Here is a 21068-nt window from a genome sequence, read left to right on the forward strand (position 1 = left end):
TTTTCTATTAATTATAGTAAACGCTATCAATTCAGAAAAACGTTACACATATTTGTCTTTATAATAATAATACAAAAGGCAAAAAAAGGGAGAGAAATCTTTGATTTATACAGTAACGTTGAATCCAGCAATTGATTTAGTAATTGTCACTAAAAAGCTGGAACCAAAGGTAGTTAATAGAACTGAAAAATTTGAATTACAACCTAATGGCAAAGGAGTCAATGTTTCATTTATCTTAAAGAAGTTGGGTATAGATAGTGTGGCCACAGGAATTGGTGGTGGCTTTACACTGGATTATGTCATTTCTGGTTTAACAGAAAAGGGTATTAAAACTAATTTCTTAAAGGTAAAAGAGCCTACTAGAGTTAATGTCTTTACGGATGTTTTAGACGAAGGTACAGAATACAAACAAGTTAATCCTGGACCGGTAGTAAGTTCAGATAAGCAAGATCAATTTTTGGATTATCTTGAAAGCACAGTAACTAAGGATGATATGGTAGTTGTTTCCGGCAGTTTTTCTCGGGGTATAAAACCAAACTTTTTAGTCCAACTAGCTCAGTTAGTCCAAAAACAGGGGGCTAAATTTGTGATTGACAGTAGTTACCTAGAAGTAATTGATACTTTAAAATATCGACCGTTTCTACTTAAACCTAATGACAGTGAACTTGCTGCCTTCTTCAATTATGAGGGTGAGATGACCGTCGCAAAAACAGTAAAATTATCTCAGAAATTAATTGAATTGGGTTGCCAAAATGTTCTAGTTTCTCTAGGTGCTGATGGTGCTGCTTTTATTAATAAACATCATGTTCTATTTGCGAATGCTCCGAAAATACAAGTGGTTAATTCAGCTTGTGCCGGGGATACAATGCTTGGTACTTTTATTGCCTTTTTGGAAAAGGAAAAACCAGTTAGTGAAGCTCTTAGAATGGCTGTTGCAGCTGGTAGTGATACTGCTAGTCGCACAGGACTGACAGATTTTTCTTTAGATAAATTATTACCGCAAATTTCAGTGGAAGAAAGGATGAAATAAAGTGGCTAATTATGATTTAGTGGGTGCTACTGGTTGTGCAACCGGTGTCGCTCATACATTTATGGCAGAAGAGGCCTTAGAAAAAGCAGCTGAAAAGCTTGGTTATACTATCAAAATTGAAACACATGGTCAAACTGGCATCGAAAATAATCTGACTAGTACGGAAATTGCAGATGCTCAAGCAGTGATAGTTGCTTCTGACATTGATGTTGGCTTAGAGCGCTTCGCAGGAAAGCGTCTGGTTGTTGTTCCCGTTGCCAGAGGTGTAAAAGAACCGGATGCTTTAATCAAAAAAGCACTAGCAGCTCCTATTTATAAAGAGGGACAAGCCGCTAAGGATTCAAATAATGATAGTGTAGGGAATCAAAAACTAGGTAATAAAATTTATACCTCTTTGATGAATGGTGTCTCTCATATGTTGCCGTTTGTCGTTGCCGGTGGTGTGCTAATGGCCATCTCCTTCTTCTGGGGAATTGATTCGGCAAATCCTAAGAGCAGTGAATACAATCAATTTGCTGCTATGCTGAATACAGTAGGCAGTACTACTATGAACTTGATGGCTCCAGTTTTAGGAGCTTATATTGCTGAAGCTTTGGCTCAACGGACTGGTTTTGTGGTTGGTTTAGCCGCTGGCTTCATCACTTTTAATGGTGGTGGTGGCTTTTTAGGAGCAATAGTTGGTGGCTACTTAGCAGCAATTATAGTTTTTGGCTTACAAAAATTGTTTCAACCATTGCCTGATGATAAATTCAGGGGCTTGAAATCGATCTTTCTTTTTCCTGTTCTCGGGGTTTTAATAACCGGCTCAATTATGTACCTGTTGAATACTCCAATTGAAGCTCTTAACGTTGGTTTAATGTCATGGCTAAAAGGATTTGAAAATACTAATCCTGTATTATTGGGTATCATAATTGGTATTATGTGTGCGGCAGACTTTGGTGGACCAATTAATAAAGCGGCATATGTTACGGGAACCGTGCTGTTGGCACAAGGAAACTATTACTTTATGGCTGGTGTTTCTGCGGCTTGTATAGCTCCATCGCTAGCTACAGGCTTTGCCGTCTTAATGAATCGCAAAGCATATTCAAAGAGTGAAAGAGCTGCTGGGTATGTAAACTTTTTACTGGGATCAACTCATATTACTGAAGGCGCGATTCCTTTTGCAGCTAAACACCCATTATGGAATATTCCGGCCTTTATGGTTGGATCTGCAGTAGCATCAGTTTTAACTTACATAACGAAAATTAGTGTGCCTGCTCCTCACGGTGGCTTTATTGTTTTACCATTAGTTAATAAACCTTTCTTATGGGTATTGTGGATTCTAATTGGAGCTGCTATTTCGGGTGCGTTATTAGCATTAATTGCCGGTAGATTTAATAAAAAAGATAAACTAGCTGTAGAAGCAGAAACTACTGTCGCACCTAGCGTTGTCAATGTAACTAATCAGAATACTGAAGCTAAGACAGAAACATTTGAGCCGAGTGATATTCTTGAATTAAGGAACATTCAGGTTGGTGTTGATGTTACTAGTCGTAATGATGCGCTCAAATATCTGGCGGATTTTGCCGTCAAAAATAAATTGGCTAATGATAGTGATGCGGTTTACGATAGCTATCTTAAACGTGAAAAAGAAGGCTCAACTGGTATGACTGATGGCTTTGCAATTCCCCATGCTCAGTCAGCAGCAATTACCAAGTCTTCAATGATAGTCTTAAAACTCAAAGAGCCAATTGATTGGCAATCTTTAGATGGTAAGAAAATTGATATAGTTATTTCTTTTTTAATACCAGAAACTGATAGTAGTGCTCATCTGCAATACTTGTCAAATACTGCTAAATTGTTGACTCATGAAGACTTCATTGCAAGCCTTAAAAAGGCTAACACTCCTGAAGAAATTCAAGCTTTGTTTGAAAATAATTATTAATATACTAAAAAACACAAGACTAAAAATCTTGTGTTTTTTATTTACAGTTATAATTGCGCTATCTTACAAATGTGTTTGCTGCTGAGATAGATTTGATAATGTGATACCGCCAAAATTTTACTAATGAAAATCTTTTAAGACTAACAAATTCAATTTTATCTTGCTTAGACAATTTAGCCATAAAATATTTCTCAGACTTTGGGGCAGTTAATATCTACTTTCTATTCGTATTAACTTTTAATCTTCAATCTTTTTAGCTTCATTCAATGCCTTCATAATTGAAGGATTTTTTGAATGACAATCCTCAAGCATCTGTAAATTTTTTTCATCTAATTTAACTTCATATTTACTCATTTTTCTTTTCCTTTCAGCTGAATATTAAATTAACTATATCACTTTTGCAACAAAAATATTCAAAGCTGGCTATTGTTTTTCATTTATGTTGCAAAAATAATCTATACTCGCTCAAATCTAAGTGCACAAACGCATGTTCTTGCTACTTACAACTTTGCATTTTACCTTGCTATTATGGCTTTTTGTCAAATTAAATAACAGTTAACTTTGTGTTACAACTATGACATTTTTTATAAAAATGGTAACTAATTCTTAAAGGTTGAGTGATATTCCTGTTATCGTTCTGCAATTTTACCGTTGTAGTATATATAACATCAAATTGATTATTAGTTTACTATTTTTGATTTGAAAAACATATTATGGATTTTTATTTAAGGAGAGAATTTTTTTGAAGGTAAAATCTATTTTAGTTAAATCAGCAGCAGTAGCAGCATTATCTGCTTCTGGAGTTGCAGTTATAGGCAGCGTTGCAACCAGCGATGTTCAAGCAGCTACCGTTGAAAATGATGCAGCAGTTGTAACTGTTAACTATGTTGATGGTAATTCAATTCATGTTTGGAACAGTTATAAACACCCTAAGGCTACTGGTCAAATTTTACCAAGTAATTCTTCTTGGAAAGTCATTAAGACTGCTTATGACAAAAAGGGTCATAAGTGGTACGACTTAGGCAAGAACCAATGGGTTAAGGCCAAATACGTCAATAAAGGCTATCATCCGGCAAATGAATCTCAAAATACAGCGATAACCAGCAGTCAGACTGAAAACAGTACTGTTGCAAATAACACTGAGTCTACATACGCTACTAATATTAATTACACCACTGCTTCAACTGACTCAGAAGCAGGGGCAAAGGCGTGGATTGCCAGTCGTGAATCTGGTGGCTCATACAGTGCACAAAATGGTCAGTACATTGGTAAATACCAACTATCTGCCGCATATCTTAATGGCGACTATTCAGCTGCTAATCAAGAGCGTGTTGCTAACAACTATGTTGCTGGACGCTATGGCTCATGGGCAGCCGCTAAACAATTCTGGCTTGCTAATGGTTGGTACTAATTAGTTAGTCAAAAGTTAAAACAAAATATATATAAAAGTAAGCAGACACTAGTAAAAAATACTAGTATCTGCTTTTTTGATTTGAAATTAATGGTTAACTGCATAAGTAAATTTATCGCTGCGGATAATTTCTTGAGTAATATGTAGCGGAAAATTATGATCATCATAAACCAAATCTTTAATTCGCATTAATGGCGTTTTTTCGTCAACATTAAGTAGGAAGGATTCTTCTCTATTAGCGAATGCAATTTTAAAGGTCTTCTTTCCTTTTCCAGGATTAATGTGAAATTTCTTTTGTAAAATCCTGTATAGTGGCATATCAAGGTTTTCATCTTTAATAGCACTATATTTAGGAGCCAGCCAAATCCATTCAAGACAGAAAGGAATATCGTCGATATACCTCAAACGTTTAATTTCAATTATTTGCTGTTTGGCATTAGTTTGCAAAAATGCATTTTGCTCATCATTACCCGTAATACTCTTGATACTAATTAAACGATTGGAGATTTTTTTACCAGTTTTTGCAGCTCTGTCTGTCAAGCTAGAAAACTTATGATTCTGAGTTTCAATTTCATTTCTTTTGTCGGACACAAAAGTTCCTTTGCCAGGAAGCTTAATTAAATAATTCTCATCACTTAATACTTTAAGAGCTTTTCGAACAGTGGTACGACTGACAGAAAATTCTTTTTGCAGCTCCATTTCAGAAGGTATTTTTTTTCCTATTTGATATTTATTTTCTGCAATTCTGTTTTTTATGATTTTTGCCAGGTCAATATATAATGGCATATGATCTTCTGATTTTTTTAACATATTTTTTTCTTTCTTGAATATTATTATTTGTATTATAACAAAAGCTGATTGATTAAGCACCAGTATCTTTTTATATCAAATAAAGATACTGGTATTTTAAATATCCCCTTTACTTTGTAAATAAAGCGCTTTATAATTTGTAAATGAAGATACATGTATCATTTTTTAATACAGGAGACAAAAATGAAGATACAAGATGAAGTTAAACAGATTGTCAAAAAAGCTGTTAACAAAATGGAACATGAAGGAGGTATTAAGCAAGTAATTTGGATAGGTGCTGGTGGTTCGTTCGGTGGCTTTTATGGTGCTAACTATTTTTTACATCAAGAGTCAAAAACGCTATTTTCCAGTATGCATACTAGTGGGGAATTCGTTTATGCTCCACCAAAGAATTTAGACCAAAATTCATTAGTAGTTTTATGTTCTATGAGAGGAACCAGCGAGACCATTGATTCTGCGAAAGTTGCTAAAGAACATGGTGCAACCACAATTGCTCTGTATGTTGATGAATCCGACTTAGTAAAAGTTTGTGATTTTAAAATAAAATATGAAAGTTTAGCTTTAGATGAAAGCAGGCTTGAACGTGTAAATGGTAGTATTGGATTATGCATAGCAATGAATTTGCTCCAAGAAGTTGAAGGCTATGATAATTTTGAAACAGCAATGAAGACTTTTGATTTACTTGATCCTATTTATCGCAAAGCAGTTGATTATACCACTCCTTTGGCAAAAGAATGGGCAGAGCAAAATAAAGATCAAAAAACTATTTATGTTATTGCTAGTGGTCCAGCATATGGTGCAGCTTACGTTTTTTCAATTTGCAATATAGAAGAAATGCTGCAATTGAATTCGCCAACCATTCATAGTTATGAATATTTTAATGGTCCATTTGAAGTTACAGATAAGAGTAAGTCAATTTTTCAACTGTTGGCCACAGGTAAAACCAGACCAGAGGATGAACGGGCGTTAAAATTCGAGCAAAGATTTGGCGGGAAAAAATTGTATGTACTTGACGGTAAGGAAATAGGTTTGGATGATATCAAGCCTGAAGTTTCTCCATATTTTAATCACCCGATTTTTTCATCTATTCTAAATAATGTTTATATGAGGGAGCTTTCTTGTACTACTCACGAAAGCTATGAAACTCGTAGGTATATGTGGAAAGAAGATTATAAGTAGTTTTTTAGACGTGAAATAATTTTAGATACTTTAATTTTTTGTTTTTTAATAAAAAACTTAACTAAATCACTTTAACTAAATGTTTTTTAAAACAAAATTTAATTATTTTTGAAGAAAGCCTTTACGTGATCTAGTTTTTATATTATTATGTCATGTATACATGTTAATACATCTTATTAATATGCTAGTGAGTGTTTGGATTAGGGGTGAAGTTTAGTGAAAATAATTTTAGTTAGCCATGGCAAGCTTGCTAAGGGAATGAAAAATACTGTTGAAATGATCGCTGGCAATCAGGATAATCTTGAAGCATATGAAGCCTATAAAAATGGTACTAGTGATGATAGCTTTATTGGTGATATAAAAAAATCGCTTGATAAGGTTGGTGATGAGAAAGCGGTAATTATTACTGATGTTTTAGGTGGCTCAGTTAATAATGAGATGACCCAACTGTTAAAAGACCATCAAAATTTGACGGTGTTAACAGGCATGAATCTGCCTTTGGTTATAACTTTAGTTACTACAGCAGATTCCGGCCTAACCCAAGAGGATATATTAGAGGCTATTAACGAAGGACAGAAAGGAGTTTTGTCGATAAATAAGTTAATGACTGAAGATGACGATGAAGGAGATTTATTATGATAAAAGTAATTAGAGTTGATCACCGATTATTGCACGGACAAGTCATTTTTTCATGGACCAAATTTGCGAATATCGAAAGAGTAATTGTAATTGATACAGCTACAGCAAATGATGATTTTAAGAAAATGTCCTTGAAACTGGCTAAGCCAGAAGATGTCCGTCTAAACGTTTTTAGCGTCGATAAAGCAATTAGTAAAATTGACCAAATTAAGGCATTAAAAGATAATATTATGTTGCTTTTTGAAAACGTAGCGGAATTGAGTAAATTTATTGCAGCATACGGATCTGTAGCTGAAATTAATTACGGCTTAATTCCTTCTAAACCGGATGCAAAACGCTTTAGTAATGCTATTTATTTAACTCCAGAAGAAGTTAAACTTACTAAAGAAATGTGTGATAAGGGTATCAAGATCACCATGCAACAAGTTCCTTCAGCTAATAAAGAACTTCTAAATAATATTATTTAGAAAAGGAGGTAAAAAATGTTTTGGAAAGCATTAGTAGTCGGCTTGGTCGGTGTATTCGCCATGTTCGACTCAAGACTGCTTGGGCGTGAAAACTTTGAGCAGCCATTAATAGTGAGTACACTTGTTGGCTTAGTACTGGGAGATGTTTCAAAGGGATTGCTGGTTGGTGCGACGCTAGAACTGGTTTCAATGGGAATAGTTCAAGTAGGCGCTGCAGTTCCCCCAGATATGGTTTTGGGGTCAGTAGTAGCTTCAGCTTTTGCTATTTTGTCACATACCAGTGCGCAAGCTGCGTTAACTGTAGCTTTACCAGTAGCCGTTTTGGGGCAACTGGTAGCCATAGTTATCAGAATGCTATTTTCATCTTTTAATCAGTTAGTTGAAAATGCAATTGATGCAGGCAAATTCAGAAAAGCGCGAAGCTACCACATAGTATATGGACCAATTATTTATGGCTTGTTATATTTTGTTCCAGTATTTTTGGCAATTTTCTTAGGTACAAATGTTGTTACCAGTTTTGTCAAGATGATTCCAGATTGGCTAACTAATGGTTTAACTTTGGCAAGTAAGATTTTACCAGCATATGGATTTGCACTTTTGATGTCAACTATGATTGATAAAAAGAATGCAGTTTATTTGTTCCTAGGATTCTTTATTGCCGCCTACGGTAAGATGACAGTTATTAGTGTAGCTATTTTTGCAGTTATTTTCGCTATTATTCTTAACAAATTTATGACTAATAACGGCAATAATAGTTCTGGATCAAATTCATCAGGTAGTGATGATCTTGATGATTTAGAAGAGTTATAGGAGGACAAATTATGACTGAACAAAAGCATACAGATAAACAGCTACGTCATAGATTTTGGCAATTCTTCTGGAGATCGTGGGCTATTCAGACATCTTGGAATTATGAAAGTCAAATGAACATGGGTTTCATGTATGGTATGGCACCAACAATAGATGAAATTTATGGTGAGAAGCCAGATACACCTGAAAAACTCCAGAAGAAAAAAGAGGCATACCATCGTCATATGGCCTTCTTCAACTGTACACCACAGTTAACCTCGTTTGTTCTGGGATTATCTTCTGCAATGGAAGAAGAATATGCAGCCAACCCAGATACATTCGATCCTGATTCAATTAATGGTGTGAAAACTTCATTAATGGGTCCTTTATCAGGTATTGGTGATTCCTTCTTCCAAGGGACAATTAAAATTATTGCCTTTGGTCTGGGAATCAACATGGCTCAACAAGGAAACATATTTGGGCCAATTTTGGCAATGATTATTTCCATCATCCCTTCAGTTATTGTTACTTATTGGGGCGGTAAATGGGGTTACCTCCAAGGTAAAAAGAATATTCAGCGTCTTATTAGTAACGGTACCATTAACAGAATCATGTCTTTGATGAACGTAATCGGGCTAATGGTTATTGGAGCAATGGTGGCAACAATGATTGGGATAACGACACCAATTAAATTTGGTAAAACTTTTGTTTTACAGAAGACATTAGATTCAATTTTCCCACAGATGTTATCTTTAGCATTCACATTAGGTATGTTTTACCTAATCAAAAAGAAGGTTAATACTGCTTGGATCATGGTTGTCTGCATTTTTGGCGGTATCCTACTTAGCGTATTAGGTATTTTTAATTAGTTGTTAGTAAATTTTTATAATAAATAAGGAGATTATATAAATTATGGATTTTGAAAAAGTTAAATCTATTGTAAGTGATATTAAGGAAAAACAACCTGATATTGATCGTGTAATGTTTGTTGGTTGTGGTGCTTCAATGGCCGACTTGTATCCAGGTTATTACTTCGTTTCACATGAAAGTACTAAACTGCTTTCCTCAATTCATACTGCAAATGAATTTAACTATGATACTCCAAAAGGAGTGGGAGAGCATACTATTGTAATAACTGCTTCTCTTGGAGGTACAACTCCTGAATCAGTAGCTGCAACTAAAAAGGCTAGAGAATTAGGTACTCACTTGATTACTTTATCAATGGCAGATGATTCACCTATTATTAAAGAAACAGAATATAAAGTTATTCATGGCTTCCACGAAAATTATGCTGCTAAAACTGAAAAAATGTCATATTGCTTAGCCTTTGCTATTGAAATTGTTAAGCAATTTGAAGGTTATCAGTTTTACGATGAAGCTGTTGCAGCTTTCAATGGCATGCCTGATTTAATTGAAAATGCAGTGAAATCAGTTGGGCCTTCTGCAAAAGAATTTGGTGAAAAGTACAAAGATGAAAAGAAAATCTTTGTACTAAGCAGTGGTGCATCACTTGGTGTTGCATATTCAACAGCATCATTTTTGTTTATGGAAATGCAATGGATTGCTGCTCCAACAGTTCATTCCGGTGAATATTTCCATGGACCATTTGAACTTACTGAAAAGGATGCGCCGTATCTATTGTTCATGAATGATGGTAGTACTCGTCATCTTGATGCCCGTGCTTTGACATTCTTACAAAGATTTGATGCACAAGTAACAAATATTGATGCTAAGGATTACGGTCTTAATGAAGTTGCTAGTGAAAATGTAATTGATTACTTTAATCCAATGATTCATACTGGTGTAATGCGTGTTTATGCTGAAGAGCTTGCTAAGGCTAGAAAGCATCCGTTAACCAAGCGTCGTTATATGTGGAAACTTACTTATTAATAGAAAAGAGTTTTAAAAGGATTCTATGAAAGTAGAATCCTTTTATATTAAATAGTCATACTAAAATTTAACATAAATTAGGAGTTCAAAAATATGGATAGCAATACAGTAAACAAAGTTGTTAAAGATGCTTTAAATCATAATCAAGGAAAAATAAATAGTATTTATTTTACAGCTTGTGGTGGTTCGTTAGTTGATTTATATGTTTCAAAATATTTTCTAGAAGCAGAGGCAAAGAAAGTATCTACAGGTTGGTATACTGCAAACGAATTTGTACATGTGACTCCTGCAAAATTAGGTAAAGATTCGATCGTATTCGTTTGCTCACACAGTGGCAACACACCCGAAACAGTCGAAGCAGCTAAGGTTGCACAAGAACGTGGAGCTTTTACTATTGGATTAACATTTAATAAACAGGCAGATTTACTTACTTATTCTGACGCTAAAATAATTTATGAATGGGGTAATGAAGCTGAAGTAGTCAATAATCCGATGGCAATAACGTTGCATGCCACTGCAAAATTATTACATGGAATTGAAGACTACCCTTATGTCGATCAATTTGAGGACGGCTTTAAGAAAATAGATACAGTTGTTGCTAATGCCATTGATCAGGTTCAACCACGGACAAAAGCTTTTGCGCAAAAGTATAAAGATGAGGAAATGTTTTACGTATTGGGTAGTGGTCCTTCTTTTGGTCATGCATATGGTTTTGCTATCTGTTCTTTGATGGAAATGCAATGGTTAAATGCTTCAGCAATTCATTCTGGAGAATACTTCCATGGTCCATTTGAAGTCACAGATAAGAACACCCCTTATATTCTAATTAAGAGTTTAGGTCGCACTCGTGCTCTCGATGAAAGAGCACAAACTTTCTTAGAGAAATACGCAGAAAAAATAGAAATTGTTGACGCTAAGGAACTTGGCTTGGACATGATAGATGACAAGGTTTCAGAGTACTTTAATCCAATTTTGTTCTATACTATTCTTTGTGAATATAGATCAAAATTAGCTGATGTGCATAATCATTCATTGGATGTTAGAAGGTACATGGGCAAAGTTAAATATTAAGGATAGTGATGACATTTGGCAGCAACAGGTTCTTTATATTCTCAAGTAATGGAAAAAATCAAGCAAAAAATTATTACAGGTGAGTACCCAACAAATAGTAAATTGCCAAACGAATTTGAATTAAGTAAGCAATTTAATGTTAGTCGTGTAACATTACGCAAAGCTATCGCAGGCCTGGCTGAAGATGGCTTAATTGAAAAAATTCATGGTGTGGGTACATTTGTCCGTAAGCCACGCAAGGTAAAAAGGATTATTAGTTCTCCTTCAGCCGAAAGTTTTTCACAAACAGCTGCTAACGCTGGGTTTAAAGCTAATGCAAAAGTAATTAAAATTAAAAAGGTTGAAACACCTGAAAATTTGAAAACTACTTTGAAAACTAAAGTTGCTCTCTATGTTGAACGGGTATATGCAGTAGAAGATGAACCCGTAATGCTTGAATGTAATTATTTTCCTTTACCACGATTTACTGGACTGGAGAAAGCCGATCTAAGTAAATCTCTATACCAAATTTTACGCAGGCAATATCATATTAAAGAATTAAAGTCACGTGATATGGTTATTAGTGTTGCTTTAGCGAGTCTCAGCGAAGCTAGAGTCTTAAAAAAATCTGTTGGCTTTCCTTTGTTGTTATTACAAGTGTGTGTTGAAGATGAAAATAACAATATAGTACACGCCGGAAAGCACTACATAATTTCCGACAGGTATGAATTTCACGTATGAGGAAAGAAAAAGTGATTAATTTTTTTAGAGTAGATCACCGCTTACTTCATGGTCAAGTAGCACAAGCATGGTACGGTGCTACTGGAGCTAATTGTATTTTAATTGCAAATGATGAAGTTGCTGGTGATCAATTAAGAAAAAACGTAATGAAGCTTGCCAAGCCGGCAGGTGCAAAATTAGTGATTCAATCAATTGCTAAAAGTGCAAACTCTATTAACAGCGGGGTTACAGATAAATATCATGTTTTTGTAGTCGTCGCCAGTATTCATGATGCATATCGGCTATTGAAGAAATTAACTATCAAGATAAACGAATTAAATTTAGGCGGTACAAGCCCGTCTGCTGAAGCAGAATCATTGTCTGCTGCTGTTGGTGTTACGCCACAAGATAGAAAAGATTTACTGGAGCTACAAGAAAAGGGAATGGAAATATTCATTCAACAGGTTCCATCAGAAGCAAAAAAAGTCGTAAATTTTAGAAAGGAATAGTGTGCTCATGTTTTTAAAAACAATTCTAATTGGATTAGTCGCACTATTTGGTTATGGTGAGTATTTTTTGACTGGACGTGGTATGGTGGCCAGGCCTATCGTCATGGGTCCTTTAACCGGACTAGTATTAGGAGACTTATCTACCGGTATTAAAATAGGTGCGGCTTTAGAATTAGCTTATATTGGAGTAGTGGAAGTTGGAGCATCCGTGCCGCAGGATATGGTCTCCGCTGGGGTATTAGGAACCGTCTTTGCTATTTCAACTGGAAAAGGTACTTCGGCGGCATTGGCTTTTGGCTTGCCTCTTTCCATGTTGGTTTTATTAGTGCAAAACTTTGCTTATGTTGCCGTTTGTCCTTGGTACGTCAAAAAATGTGATGATTATGCCAAAGCTGGGGAGCCAGATAAATTAAGTAGAATGTCATTTTGGGGTGGAACCATAATTAATTTTGTTCCCTCAGTAATATTAATTATGTTAGCCTTCTATTTTGGTAATAGTTTTTCCAAAGAAATAGTTGCTGCCATTCCACAGTTCGTTCAAGATGGATTAGTTGTTGCTAGTGGTATTTTACCTGCTTTTGGTTTTGCAATGTTATTGGAACAAATATTACGTAAAGAAATAATTCCTTTCTTTGTTATTGGATTTTTGTTAACAACTTATCTTAAAGTACCAATAATTGGTGTTGCTTTGTTTGGCGCATCAGTCATTGCAATCATGTATTTTTATGAGAAAAAATATCAACCCAATATGGCTAACAGCCAGATAGGAGATGATGACAATGTCGATGAGTTCTAATATCAAAATGAATAAAGTCCTACATAAGACGTTTTGGCGGACTTTTACCATGGGTGCCTCTTGGGAATACACCAGACAAATGGGTACGGGATATTGTTACGCAATGGTACCTGCTCTAAAGTCAATTTATCAAGGTGATAAAAGGCAAATGGAAATTGCTTTAGAAAGGCATATGCAATTTTTTAACATTACCAACATTTTTGCACCCCTTGTTTTAGGGACTTCGATAGCAATGGAAGAGAAGAATGCTTCTTCAGCTGATTTTTCACCCGACTTAATTAATAACATTAAAATAAGTTTGATGGGACCTCTGTCTGCGATTGGTGACTCACTATTCCTATCTACTTGGAGAATTATTTGTACTGGACTTGCAATTTCTCTGTGTCAGGCTGGAAATATTCTGGGACCTATTCTATTTTTACTTGCTTACAATATTCCGGCTACATTAATTCGCTATTTTGGTTTGAAAATTGGTTATAAACAGGGATCAAGTTTTTTAAATAAACTTAGTGATACCAATATTATTCAAAATATTTCAGATAAAGCTTCCATTTTAGGGATGTTTGTAATTGGTTCTATGGTTCCCAGTCTTGTTGTTGTCAATACACCTCTTAAAATAGGTATTGGTAAGAATGCCCAGTCTTTAATAAGCATATTAAATACTATTATGCCTAACATGCTGCCATTATTGGCTACTTTTATCATTTTTGCTATGTTGAAAAAGAAAGTAAAGGTGGTATGGATTTTAGTATCAATTGTAGCATTTAGTATTTTAGGAACTTGGCTTCATTTCTTGTCAATATAATAAATATTACAGACTGTTTCTTAATTGAAAAAATAATTTAATTGGCAATTTTTAATAATAAGTTTAGAATTGAGTTTGTACCATAAAGAGCCAATTTAAGAGTAACTCTCGAGGAAGAATATGAAGAAAAGCAAATTTGCTATTGCCGTAGTTAATATTATTTTTTTAATTACCATTCCAGGATTAACTCTAGGCGGGACTGAACAAGTAGCAGCAGCCACTATTAAGGGCTATGTTAAAGTTAAAAAGCAGAAGAAAGTTCGCCTATATAAAATATCTGGAAAGCATTCTAATTTTTATGCAAAAGCTAAATATAGCTATCCATATAGTGCGAAGAAAAAAATTGGTAAGAAAAAAAGATCTGCTTATAAGATCGGTAACAATTCTCACTGGATTTTAGCTAAAGACGTTAAAGTCGTTAAGAAAAGTTCACCCAGAGTATATACTCAGGCAAAAATGAAATTGCCAAAGGGTTATACCAAGAGCCAATTGCTACTTGCTTATCAGGGCAAACCTACTAAAAATTTTGTCAATGCTTCAATACAAGGGATGAAATCTAATGATTTTAGCCGTCTTAAAGTATCTGAAAGTAAAGCTGATGATATGACTCAAGTTGACTTAAATCAGCTTACACCTAAGCAAATTGGCGATCTAACTGCTTTTTCACTTCGTCTTATTAATGAAGCTAGGAATGACTTGAATTTGTCACCTTGGGTTGAAAGTAATGGAACCGGTAAATTAGCAGCTGATATTGCCTTGGAATATAGTAAAAATAATAAGACTATTAAAGATAGTCACTATGTTCCGGGAATTATTCGTGCTTGCCATGCTAATGGTCTTAACCTTGATGATAATTTTGTCGAAGATATGGCCGGCTTTTATAATATCAGTCAGACAATGTCTATGACCGAATTAAAGAAAAGCGTTTATTTTGGCTTAAAACAAATGATTTTTGGTTATGTTGGCAGTGGTGAAGAGGGACGATCTAACAGAAGCTACTATCAAGAATGGGAGCATGCTGGAGATTTGTTTAATACACAGGGGTCGCTCCATGATGGAGATTACAATTATTATGGCTTTAGTATTTCCCATAATGACAATGTTTGTTCTCTGCATTTTATTAGCGTTCCCACATATGTAGTTAACAGCAAAAAGTATAATAAAGGTTTTAAACCGTAAAAAGCAGCCTAGTAATTGGGCTGCTTTTGTTTTACAATTATTTCTATATATTTTTAAGTAGGGTAAAATAATGTTAATTTATATGCGAATGGCTGAAAAAGAAGATCTTAATCGGATTATGACCATTATTGATGAAGCAAAAGTGTTACTAAAAAAAGACGGTAATCCTCAATGGCAGAATGGTACTCCTAATCGTGAAATGCTAGCGGAGGATATAAATCTTAAGCGCGCATACTGTCTCGTAGCAAATAAGGAAATAGCTGGTGTCGCAGTATTGCTCACGTCCCCCGATCCTAACTATGCAGAAATAGCTGGAGCCTGGGCTAATAACAAGGAGCAATATGCCACAATCCACAGGATTGCCATTAGTTCAAAATTTCGCGGGCAACACCTCAGCCAATTTATGATGTCTAATTTAATTTCTCGCGGTCTCATGCTTGGCATTCATAACTTTCGTATTGATACCCACGCGGTCAATAAGCGGATGCAGGGCTTAATAAAAGGTTTAGGCTTCGAATATCGGGGGATTGTTCAGGTTGACCAAACTGAAAATGGCGCCAGAAACGCTTATGAATTAAATTTATAGCGATAAAAAAGTCATTTTACACTTGACTTGCAAGACACAATTTCCTATACTATTTAATGTTGGGCAATCAAGTAAAAGCTCAAATGGTATTGGGTTATAGCCAAGTGGTAAGGCACTAGTTTTTGGTACTAGTATGCGCTGGTTCGAATCCAGCTAACCCAATTGTTCTTACGAACACCCAACCCGAAAAATGGCAGATCTGTGAAAGATCTGTCTTTTTTTGCCAAAAAATGCATTGCAAAATTTCTTTACTTTTTTTAGTCTTTCATATTTAAAAAATAACTAAATGGGTTTATTATACTCATTATGTTTTGTTTGTAATGTTTATCTTTTTGATGAGGTTTAACTAATACAAAAATATGAATAGTGGTAAAAGTAAGACAATTGTATTTGGACATAGAGGCTACCCTGCTAAGTTTGCAGAGAACTCTATGGAAGGCTTTCGTAATGCTGTTGCAAATGGTGCTGAAGGTGTTGAATTTGATGTTCACTTGACACAAGATGGTGTTCCCGTAGTTATGCATGATGAAAAAGTTGACCGTACAACAGATGGTACCGGTTATATCAAGGACTTCACCCTTAAAAGACTGAGAAAATTACATTTATCAAATGGCGAACCCGTGCCAACTTTGCAGGAATTATTTGAGCTTCTTGAAAATCAAGATATTCAAATAAATTTGGAATTTAAAACTGGAATCATTCACTATCATGGTATCGAAAAAACTGTTTTAAGTTTGGCTTATCTATATCATTTTGTACATCCTATTATTTATTCATCCTTTGACTATGTTACTCTGAAGAACTGTCAAGAAATTGATCCTAATCAAATTTATTGCTACTTAACGGATGAAGAAGTAGTTAATTCAGCTAAGCTGGTCAAAGATAATCATTTTGCTGGTATCCATCCAGGTAAATTGCTTCCAACGCGCGAAGCGGTTACCGAGCGAATTTGGACAGTTGATGATCCGCAAATAGCTAAGAAGTATTTTCAAGAGCATGTTGCGGGAATTTTTACTAATAATTATCCTTTAATGATTAAATTACGAGATCAAATACAGGGAAAAGGATAACTAAATATTAAAATCAATATTTGTAGAAGGGCCTTAACTTATCTAGTTATAAGGCTTTTTTTGCTAAATTAGTTTAAAATTAAAAAAATATTGTAGAAAAATAATTTTGTAAAAGGTATAATTTTTATAACTAAAAAGAAAGTTAGGTGAAAACATGGCAGATTTAATTAAATATGTACGAAAAGGTCTGGCTGAATCCCCTTCTAATCCGATTTTGAAATTTGCGGATTATGCCAGTAAAATACCGGATGTTGTGAAATTTACTCTAGGTGAGCCTGATTTTAATACACCAGATCACGTTAAGGAAGCAGCAAAAAGAGGAATTGATGAGAACCACTCTCACTATGCTCCTTCAAACGGAACAATTGGTTTGCGTAAAGCAGCAAGTCAATTTTTAAGTAAAAAATATGGTCAAAATTATGATCCCGAAACTGAGGTTTTGGTTACAAATGGTGTTACTGAGTCAATTTTTGATTCAGTTATGGCAACTCTGAATCCTGGCGATATTATGGTTGTTCCTACTCCGTTGTTCCCACTTTATATGAGTGATGCAGGTTTAATTAGTGCAGGCATTGAAATAGTTAAAGTAAACACATCAAATGATGGTTTCAAATTGACTCCTGAAAAATTGCAAAAGGTAATTGACAAATATGGTGACCGAGTTCGCATGCTGGTTTTGAATTATCCTACTAATCCAACTGGGGTAATGTATAGTCAAGATGAATTGGATGCTTTAGCGGATGTTATTCGCGATAAACCAATTTTTGCACTATGTGATGAAATTTATAGTGAATTGAACTATGATCAACCTCATGCGTCAATGGAAAAATCATTGCATGACCAAGTAATTTTAATGAACGGCGTTTCCAAGTCATGGGCCATGACTGGTTACCGGATTGGTATTGTCTGTGCGCCAAAAGATATTTTGCAACAAATTGCAAAAATTCACCAAGCAATAACGACTACTGAACCAACTCCTATGCAAGATGCAGCTGAAGAAGCTTTTAAAAACGGCATGGATGATTCTTTGCCAATGAAAGAAGAATTCCAAAAAAGGCGTGACGCTTTATATACCGGATTGACCAAAATAGGTTTTGAATGTGCTAAACCCCAAGGTGCATTCTACATTTTTGCTAAAATACCAGATGGTTTTGAGCAAGATGATAATAAGTTCATTTATGAGCTGGTTGACAAAGCACACGTTGCTGTATCTGCCGGATCCAGCTTTAGTGAAGGCGGAGAGGGTTATATTAGATTCTCCTATGCTGTTTCAATGGATCAAATTGAAAAGGGGCTTCAACGACTAGAAAAGTTTGTTAAAGAAAATAAGAAATAATTTTAGGCAAATTTTGCTTGCAATCGCGCACGTTTTTCGGTATTATAATTATCGTGCGTGACGGAGGAGTAGCGAAGTGGCTAAACGCGGCGGTCTGTAAAACCGCTCTCTCTGAGTTCGGCGGTTCGAATCCACCCTCCTCCATCGTCATTGGGTTATAGCCAAGCGGTAAGGCACTAGTTTTTGGTACTAGTATGCGCTGGTTCGAATCCAGCTAACCCAATAAAAAAGACGGCTTACAAGAGCCGTCTTTTTTATTGGCTCAGATTTGTTATTTGCATATCTGTTTTCAATAAATAATTAATGGTAATTCAGCGTTTTATCTTAAATTATTGCAAATGATTTTTTAAATCTTAAAAATTTGGTTGTTAAAGTTTACCTATTTTCATTTCAATGATAGTACAATAGTAAGAGCTAACTTTTATTAAGAAGGGAAATATATGTCAAGACTTGTGCGCGTTGGTGCTGGAGGTAAGGAAATTAGCTGGCACAATGCCTTAAATGATTTACGTGCAGATGATGTTTTGCTTCTGGAGCCGGGATTTTATGAATTACCAGCAGGAATTTTCTTATCTGATATTACTATTAAGGGGACAGGTAATCTTCCAGAAGACACAACAATATTAGGCTTTGTCAATATTGATTCCGGCAGCCAGTTTGTTAATTTAGAGAATTTGTGCATCAATACAGTAACTGATGCGAATAGCTTGTTCGTTCCGGCCGAAGCTAATACTTTTTTGTCATTGCGTAACTGTATTGTCAAGGGTTTTGGTGGTGATACAGCGGTTATTGCTGCCAATGGCAAAGTCACCTTGGAATTATTCTCAACTGTGGTTATGAATGGCTCCGTGTCATTATTTGCTGATTCTAATTTTCGCTTAGAGATGAATGACTCAACTATTAAAAATACTGTGAAAGATATCGGTGCTTTAGCACTTGAGGGTCATGGCACTGCTGTTATTAATAATTCACGTATTCATGGCAGTATTGATACTTTTAGCAAGTCAAATGTGGAATTAGATATTAATAATACTGTTGTAAATGCACTGCTTATTCAGGGACAAGCTTGGCTAAACATGCTAAACAGTATGCTTTTGTCAAAAGAAGATACGGCAATGTTCATCACGGATAAAACTTGGATTAATATTATCGGCAGTGAGTTTAAAGGTGGTATTTATTTTGAAAAAGAGCCGCATGTGATTATCCAAAATAGTAGAATTGACCGCTTGATTGCTACAGGAGAAGCCCAAATCACCCTGAATAATTCTGTTATTGTTAATCATGCCGATTTTCAAAATAAAGTTAATTGCAATTCTAGACGAGCAACTTTTAATGGCGGAAATGAGTATGAGTATTTTTTAGTTCTTAGTGATCAAGCAGAATTTGAGGGCCATGATCTAATTTTTAATTCTAATGGTGCTACTTTAGCTGTTGAAAATCAAGCTCACATGCATGCTAGTGTGATCGCAACAAGTGATGATTCCATTATGGTGGAGTGTGGACAAAATGCGGAGTTTCGTTTGTGGGGCATGAAGTGGACCACTAAAAAATAAATAGCTTGCTTTATTATAATTTGTAGCATATCATGCGAAGTAGACCAATTTGTATTATAATAAGATGTGTAATGGGGGTGTATTTATGGAAGAACCAATGTACATCAAAATTCATAATCAAATCAAACGTGAAATTGAAAATCACGACTATCAAGTTGGTAGTAAAATTCCAGCGGAAAGACAGTTGGCTCAAAAATTTGGCGTCTCGCGGATGACTTTGCGTCAAGCAATTAAAACTTTAGAAGATGAAGGCATTTTAGAGCAGCGAGTTGGTAGTGGTACCTATGTTGCCAATCAAAAAGTGCAGGAAAAAATGTCAGGTGTTATGTCTTTTACTGATATAACTCATGCAAATGGTCAAACACCTTCAAGTAAGCTAATATCCTATCGTTTTGGTAAGCCCTCCTTATCAGAGATGGAGCGTCTTAATTTGGATGACAAACAGGAAGTGCTACGGATGGAACGTATTCGTTATGCGGATGATGTGCCAATTTGTTATGAAGTCGTTTCTATTCCGCAAAACTTGGTTAAAAATATGTCGAAAGCTGATATTTCTTCACATTTATACCAAACATTGGAAAAAAATGGCTATAAAGTAGGACGTGTAACAGAATATATTTCTGCAGCTGTTGCAAATGAAAACTCAGCTAGACTTCTTGATGCCAAAAAAGGTGAAGCATTAATCACTCGCTTGCAGGTAACAGAATTATCAAATGGTATGCCATTTGAATATACAAGGGCAAACTATGTTGCAGATCGCTTTGAATTTACCTTTGCCAAATAAAAACTCCGAATTAACTGTGTTTAGTTAGTTCAGAGTTTTTTATTTTAAATCATCTTTGATTTTAGTGGTGGAAATTCCTGGTGTGCGTGGCAAATAAACTACTTGACAGTATGGCTTTAAAAAGTCGAACTTGCCTTTCCAATCATTACCCATAACAAAAGTATCAATATCGTATTTTTGAATGTCGCTAACTTTTTGCTCCCATCCTTTTTCTGGGATAACTTGGTCTACATAGCGGATTGCTTCAAGAATATATTTGCGTTCGGCATAATTATTATAGGATTCCTTGTGCTTTTGCAACTGGTTAAATTCATCAGTAGACAGACCCACAATGAGATAATCGCCTAGTTCACGAGCCCTTTTTAGTAAACGAACATGACCGTAATGCAGTAAATCAAATGTGCCATAAGTGATTATTTTTTTCATAATTCCCGTACTCCTATCATTTTGACGAGTTAATAGTATCATATTTATAGAAAAGGTAAAGCGTATTCTGAACTGGTTATTATTTTGGTAAAATTAAGGTAAATTGCGGATTAGG

22 protein-coding genes and 3 tRNA genes are annotated in these 21068 nt (G+C 35.1%); 23 read left to right on the forward strand and 2 right to left on the reverse strand.

Going from position 1 to position 21068, the window contains the following annotated elements; all coding sequences use genetic code 11:
- Positions 1-100 precede the first annotated feature (100 nt).
- From pfkB to apf, 3 genes are all read left to right on the forward strand, one after another.
- On the forward strand, positions 101-1030 hold the full coding sequence (gene pfkB, locus AAA915_RS08670) for a 1-phosphofructokinase (RefSeq protein WP_338201538.1): 930 nt from the start codon (positions 101-103) through the stop codon (positions 1028-1030).
- Between the two features lies 1 nt (position 1031).
- Complete coding sequence (locus AAA915_RS08675; protein WP_338201540.1) at positions 1032-2954, forward strand: fructose-specific PTS transporter subunit EIIC; 1923 nt, start codon at positions 1032-1034, stop codon at positions 2952-2954.
- A 742-nt stretch (positions 2955-3696) separates the two neighbouring features.
- Entirely contained in the window at positions 3697-4365 is a 669-nt protein-coding gene (apf, locus tag AAA915_RS08680) for an aggregation-promoting factor (protein WP_338201542.1), read from the forward strand.
- A gap of 87 nt (positions 4366-4452) precedes the next feature.
- Here the strand turns inward: apf and AAA915_RS08685 are convergent, their stop codons facing one another.
- On the reverse strand, positions 4453-5175 hold the full coding sequence (locus AAA915_RS08685; protein ID WP_338201544.1) for a GntR family transcriptional regulator: 723 nt from the start codon (positions 5173-5175) through the stop codon (positions 4453-4455).
- A gap of 183 nt (positions 5176-5358) precedes the next feature.
- On the opposite strand from AAA915_RS08685, the gene AAA915_RS08690 reads away from it, so the two are divergent.
- The 20 genes from AAA915_RS08690 to AAA915_RS08785 all read left to right on the forward strand — a co-directional run bounded on the left by AAA915_RS08690 (position 5359) and on the right by AAA915_RS08785 (position 20527).
- The gene (locus AAA915_RS08690) at positions 5359-6354 is read left to right on the forward strand and encodes an SIS domain-containing protein (RefSeq protein WP_338201546.1); all 996 of its coding nucleotides are present in this window, start codon (positions 5359-5361) and stop codon (positions 6352-6354) included.
- 216 nt (positions 6355-6570) lie between these two features.
- Positions 6571-6993 carry a PTS sugar transporter subunit IIA gene (locus AAA915_RS08695; protein WP_338201548.1) on the forward strand — a complete coding sequence of 141 codons (423 nt, stop codon included), beginning with the start codon at positions 6571-6573 and terminating at the stop codon, positions 6991-6993.
- Positions 6990-7460, forward strand: coding sequence for a PTS sugar transporter subunit IIB (locus tag AAA915_RS08700; RefSeq protein WP_338201550.1), 471 nt, complete (start codon positions 6990-6992; stop codon positions 7458-7460). Before AAA915_RS08695 ends, AAA915_RS08700 begins: the two co-directional genes overlap by 4 nt.
- A 15-nt stretch (positions 7461-7475) precedes the next feature.
- Positions 7476-8270 carry a PTS mannose/fructose/sorbose/N-acetylgalactosamine transporter subunit IIC gene (locus tag AAA915_RS08705; RefSeq protein WP_046324426.1) on the forward strand — a complete coding sequence of 265 codons (795 nt, stop codon included), beginning with the start codon at positions 7476-7478 and terminating at the stop codon, positions 8268-8270.
- An 11-nt stretch (positions 8271-8281) separates the two neighbouring features.
- Positions 8282-9118 carry a PTS system mannose/fructose/sorbose family transporter subunit IID gene (locus tag AAA915_RS08710; protein ID WP_338201552.1) on the forward strand — a complete coding sequence of 279 codons (837 nt, stop codon included), beginning with the start codon at positions 8282-8284 and terminating at the stop codon, positions 9116-9118.
- 43 nt (positions 9119-9161) lie between these two features.
- Positions 9162-10139, forward strand: coding sequence for an SIS domain-containing protein (locus AAA915_RS08715; protein WP_122025729.1), 978 nt, complete (start codon positions 9162-9164; stop codon positions 10137-10139).
- A gap of 93 nt (positions 10140-10232) precedes the next feature.
- The gene (locus tag AAA915_RS08720; protein WP_338201555.1) at positions 10233-11210 is read left to right on the forward strand and encodes an SIS domain-containing protein; all 978 of its coding nucleotides are present in this window, start codon (positions 10233-10235) and stop codon (positions 11208-11210) included.
- 15 nt (positions 11211-11225) lie between these two features.
- On the forward strand, positions 11226-11930 hold the full coding sequence (locus tag AAA915_RS08725; protein WP_338201557.1) for a GntR family transcriptional regulator: 705 nt from the start codon (positions 11226-11228) through the stop codon (positions 11928-11930).
- An 11-nt stretch (positions 11931-11941) separates the two neighbouring features.
- The gene (locus AAA915_RS08730) at positions 11942-12418 is read left to right on the forward strand and encodes a PTS sugar transporter subunit IIB (protein WP_338201560.1); all 477 of its coding nucleotides are present in this window, start codon (positions 11942-11944) and stop codon (positions 12416-12418) included.
- Positions 12419-12425: 7 nt separating this feature from the next.
- Complete coding sequence (locus tag AAA915_RS08735; RefSeq protein WP_122025733.1) at positions 12426-13214, forward strand: PTS mannose/fructose/sorbose/N-acetylgalactosamine transporter subunit IIC; 789 nt, start codon at positions 12426-12428, stop codon at positions 13212-13214.
- Positions 13198-14019 (forward strand): PTS system mannose/fructose/sorbose family transporter subunit IID, encoded by an 822-nt coding sequence (locus AAA915_RS08740; RefSeq protein ID WP_338201563.1) that lies wholly within the window; start codon positions 13198-13200, stop codon positions 14017-14019. Before AAA915_RS08735 ends, AAA915_RS08740 begins: the two co-directional genes overlap by 17 nt.
- A gap of 120 nt (positions 14020-14139) precedes the next feature.
- Complete coding sequence (locus AAA915_RS08745; RefSeq protein WP_338201565.1) at positions 14140-15198, forward strand: SEC10/PgrA surface exclusion domain-containing protein; 1059 nt, start codon at positions 14140-14142, stop codon at positions 15196-15198.
- A 70-nt stretch (positions 15199-15268) separates the two neighbouring features.
- Positions 15269-15784, forward strand: coding sequence for a GNAT family N-acetyltransferase (locus AAA915_RS08750; protein ID WP_338201567.1), 516 nt, complete (start codon positions 15269-15271; stop codon positions 15782-15784).
- A gap of 90 nt (positions 15785-15874) precedes the next feature.
- Positions 15875-15946, forward strand: a tRNA-Gln gene (locus AAA915_RS08755).
- Between the two features lie 197 nt (positions 15947-16143).
- On the forward strand, positions 16144-16854 hold the full coding sequence (locus tag AAA915_RS08760; protein ID WP_338201570.1) for a glycerophosphodiester phosphodiesterase family protein: 711 nt from the start codon (positions 16144-16146) through the stop codon (positions 16852-16854).
- 154 nt (positions 16855-17008) lie between these two features.
- Positions 17009-18190, forward strand: coding sequence for an aminotransferase class I/II-fold pyridoxal phosphate-dependent enzyme (locus AAA915_RS08765; protein WP_338201572.1), 1182 nt, complete (start codon positions 17009-17011; stop codon positions 18188-18190).
- Between the two features lie 62 nt (positions 18191-18252).
- Positions 18253-18334, forward strand: a tRNA-Tyr gene (locus AAA915_RS08770).
- A 7-nt stretch (positions 18335-18341) separates the two neighbouring features.
- Positions 18342-18413 (forward strand) — tRNA-Gln (locus AAA915_RS08775).
- 217 nt (positions 18414-18630) lie between these two features.
- Complete coding sequence (locus AAA915_RS08780) at positions 18631-19743, forward strand: hypothetical protein (protein ID WP_338201574.1); 1113 nt, start codon at positions 18631-18633, stop codon at positions 19741-19743.
- Between the two features lie 85 nt (positions 19744-19828).
- Positions 19829-20527 (forward strand): GntR family transcriptional regulator, encoded by a 699-nt coding sequence (locus tag AAA915_RS08785; protein ID WP_338201576.1) that lies wholly within the window; start codon positions 19829-19831, stop codon positions 20525-20527.
- A gap of 39 nt (positions 20528-20566) precedes the next feature.
- Here the strand turns inward: AAA915_RS08785 and tagD are convergent, their stop codons facing one another.
- Entirely contained in the window at positions 20567-20953 is a 387-nt protein-coding gene (gene tagD, locus AAA915_RS08790) for a glycerol-3-phosphate cytidylyltransferase (RefSeq protein ID WP_294604334.1), read from the reverse strand.
- Between the last annotated feature and the right edge of the window lie 115 nt (positions 20954-21068).

The sequence above is a fragment of the Lactobacillus rizhaonensis genome (assembly GCF_036246345.1).
Lineage (GTDB): Bacteria > Bacillota > Bacilli > Lactobacillales > Lactobacillaceae > Lactobacillus > Lactobacillus rizhaonensis.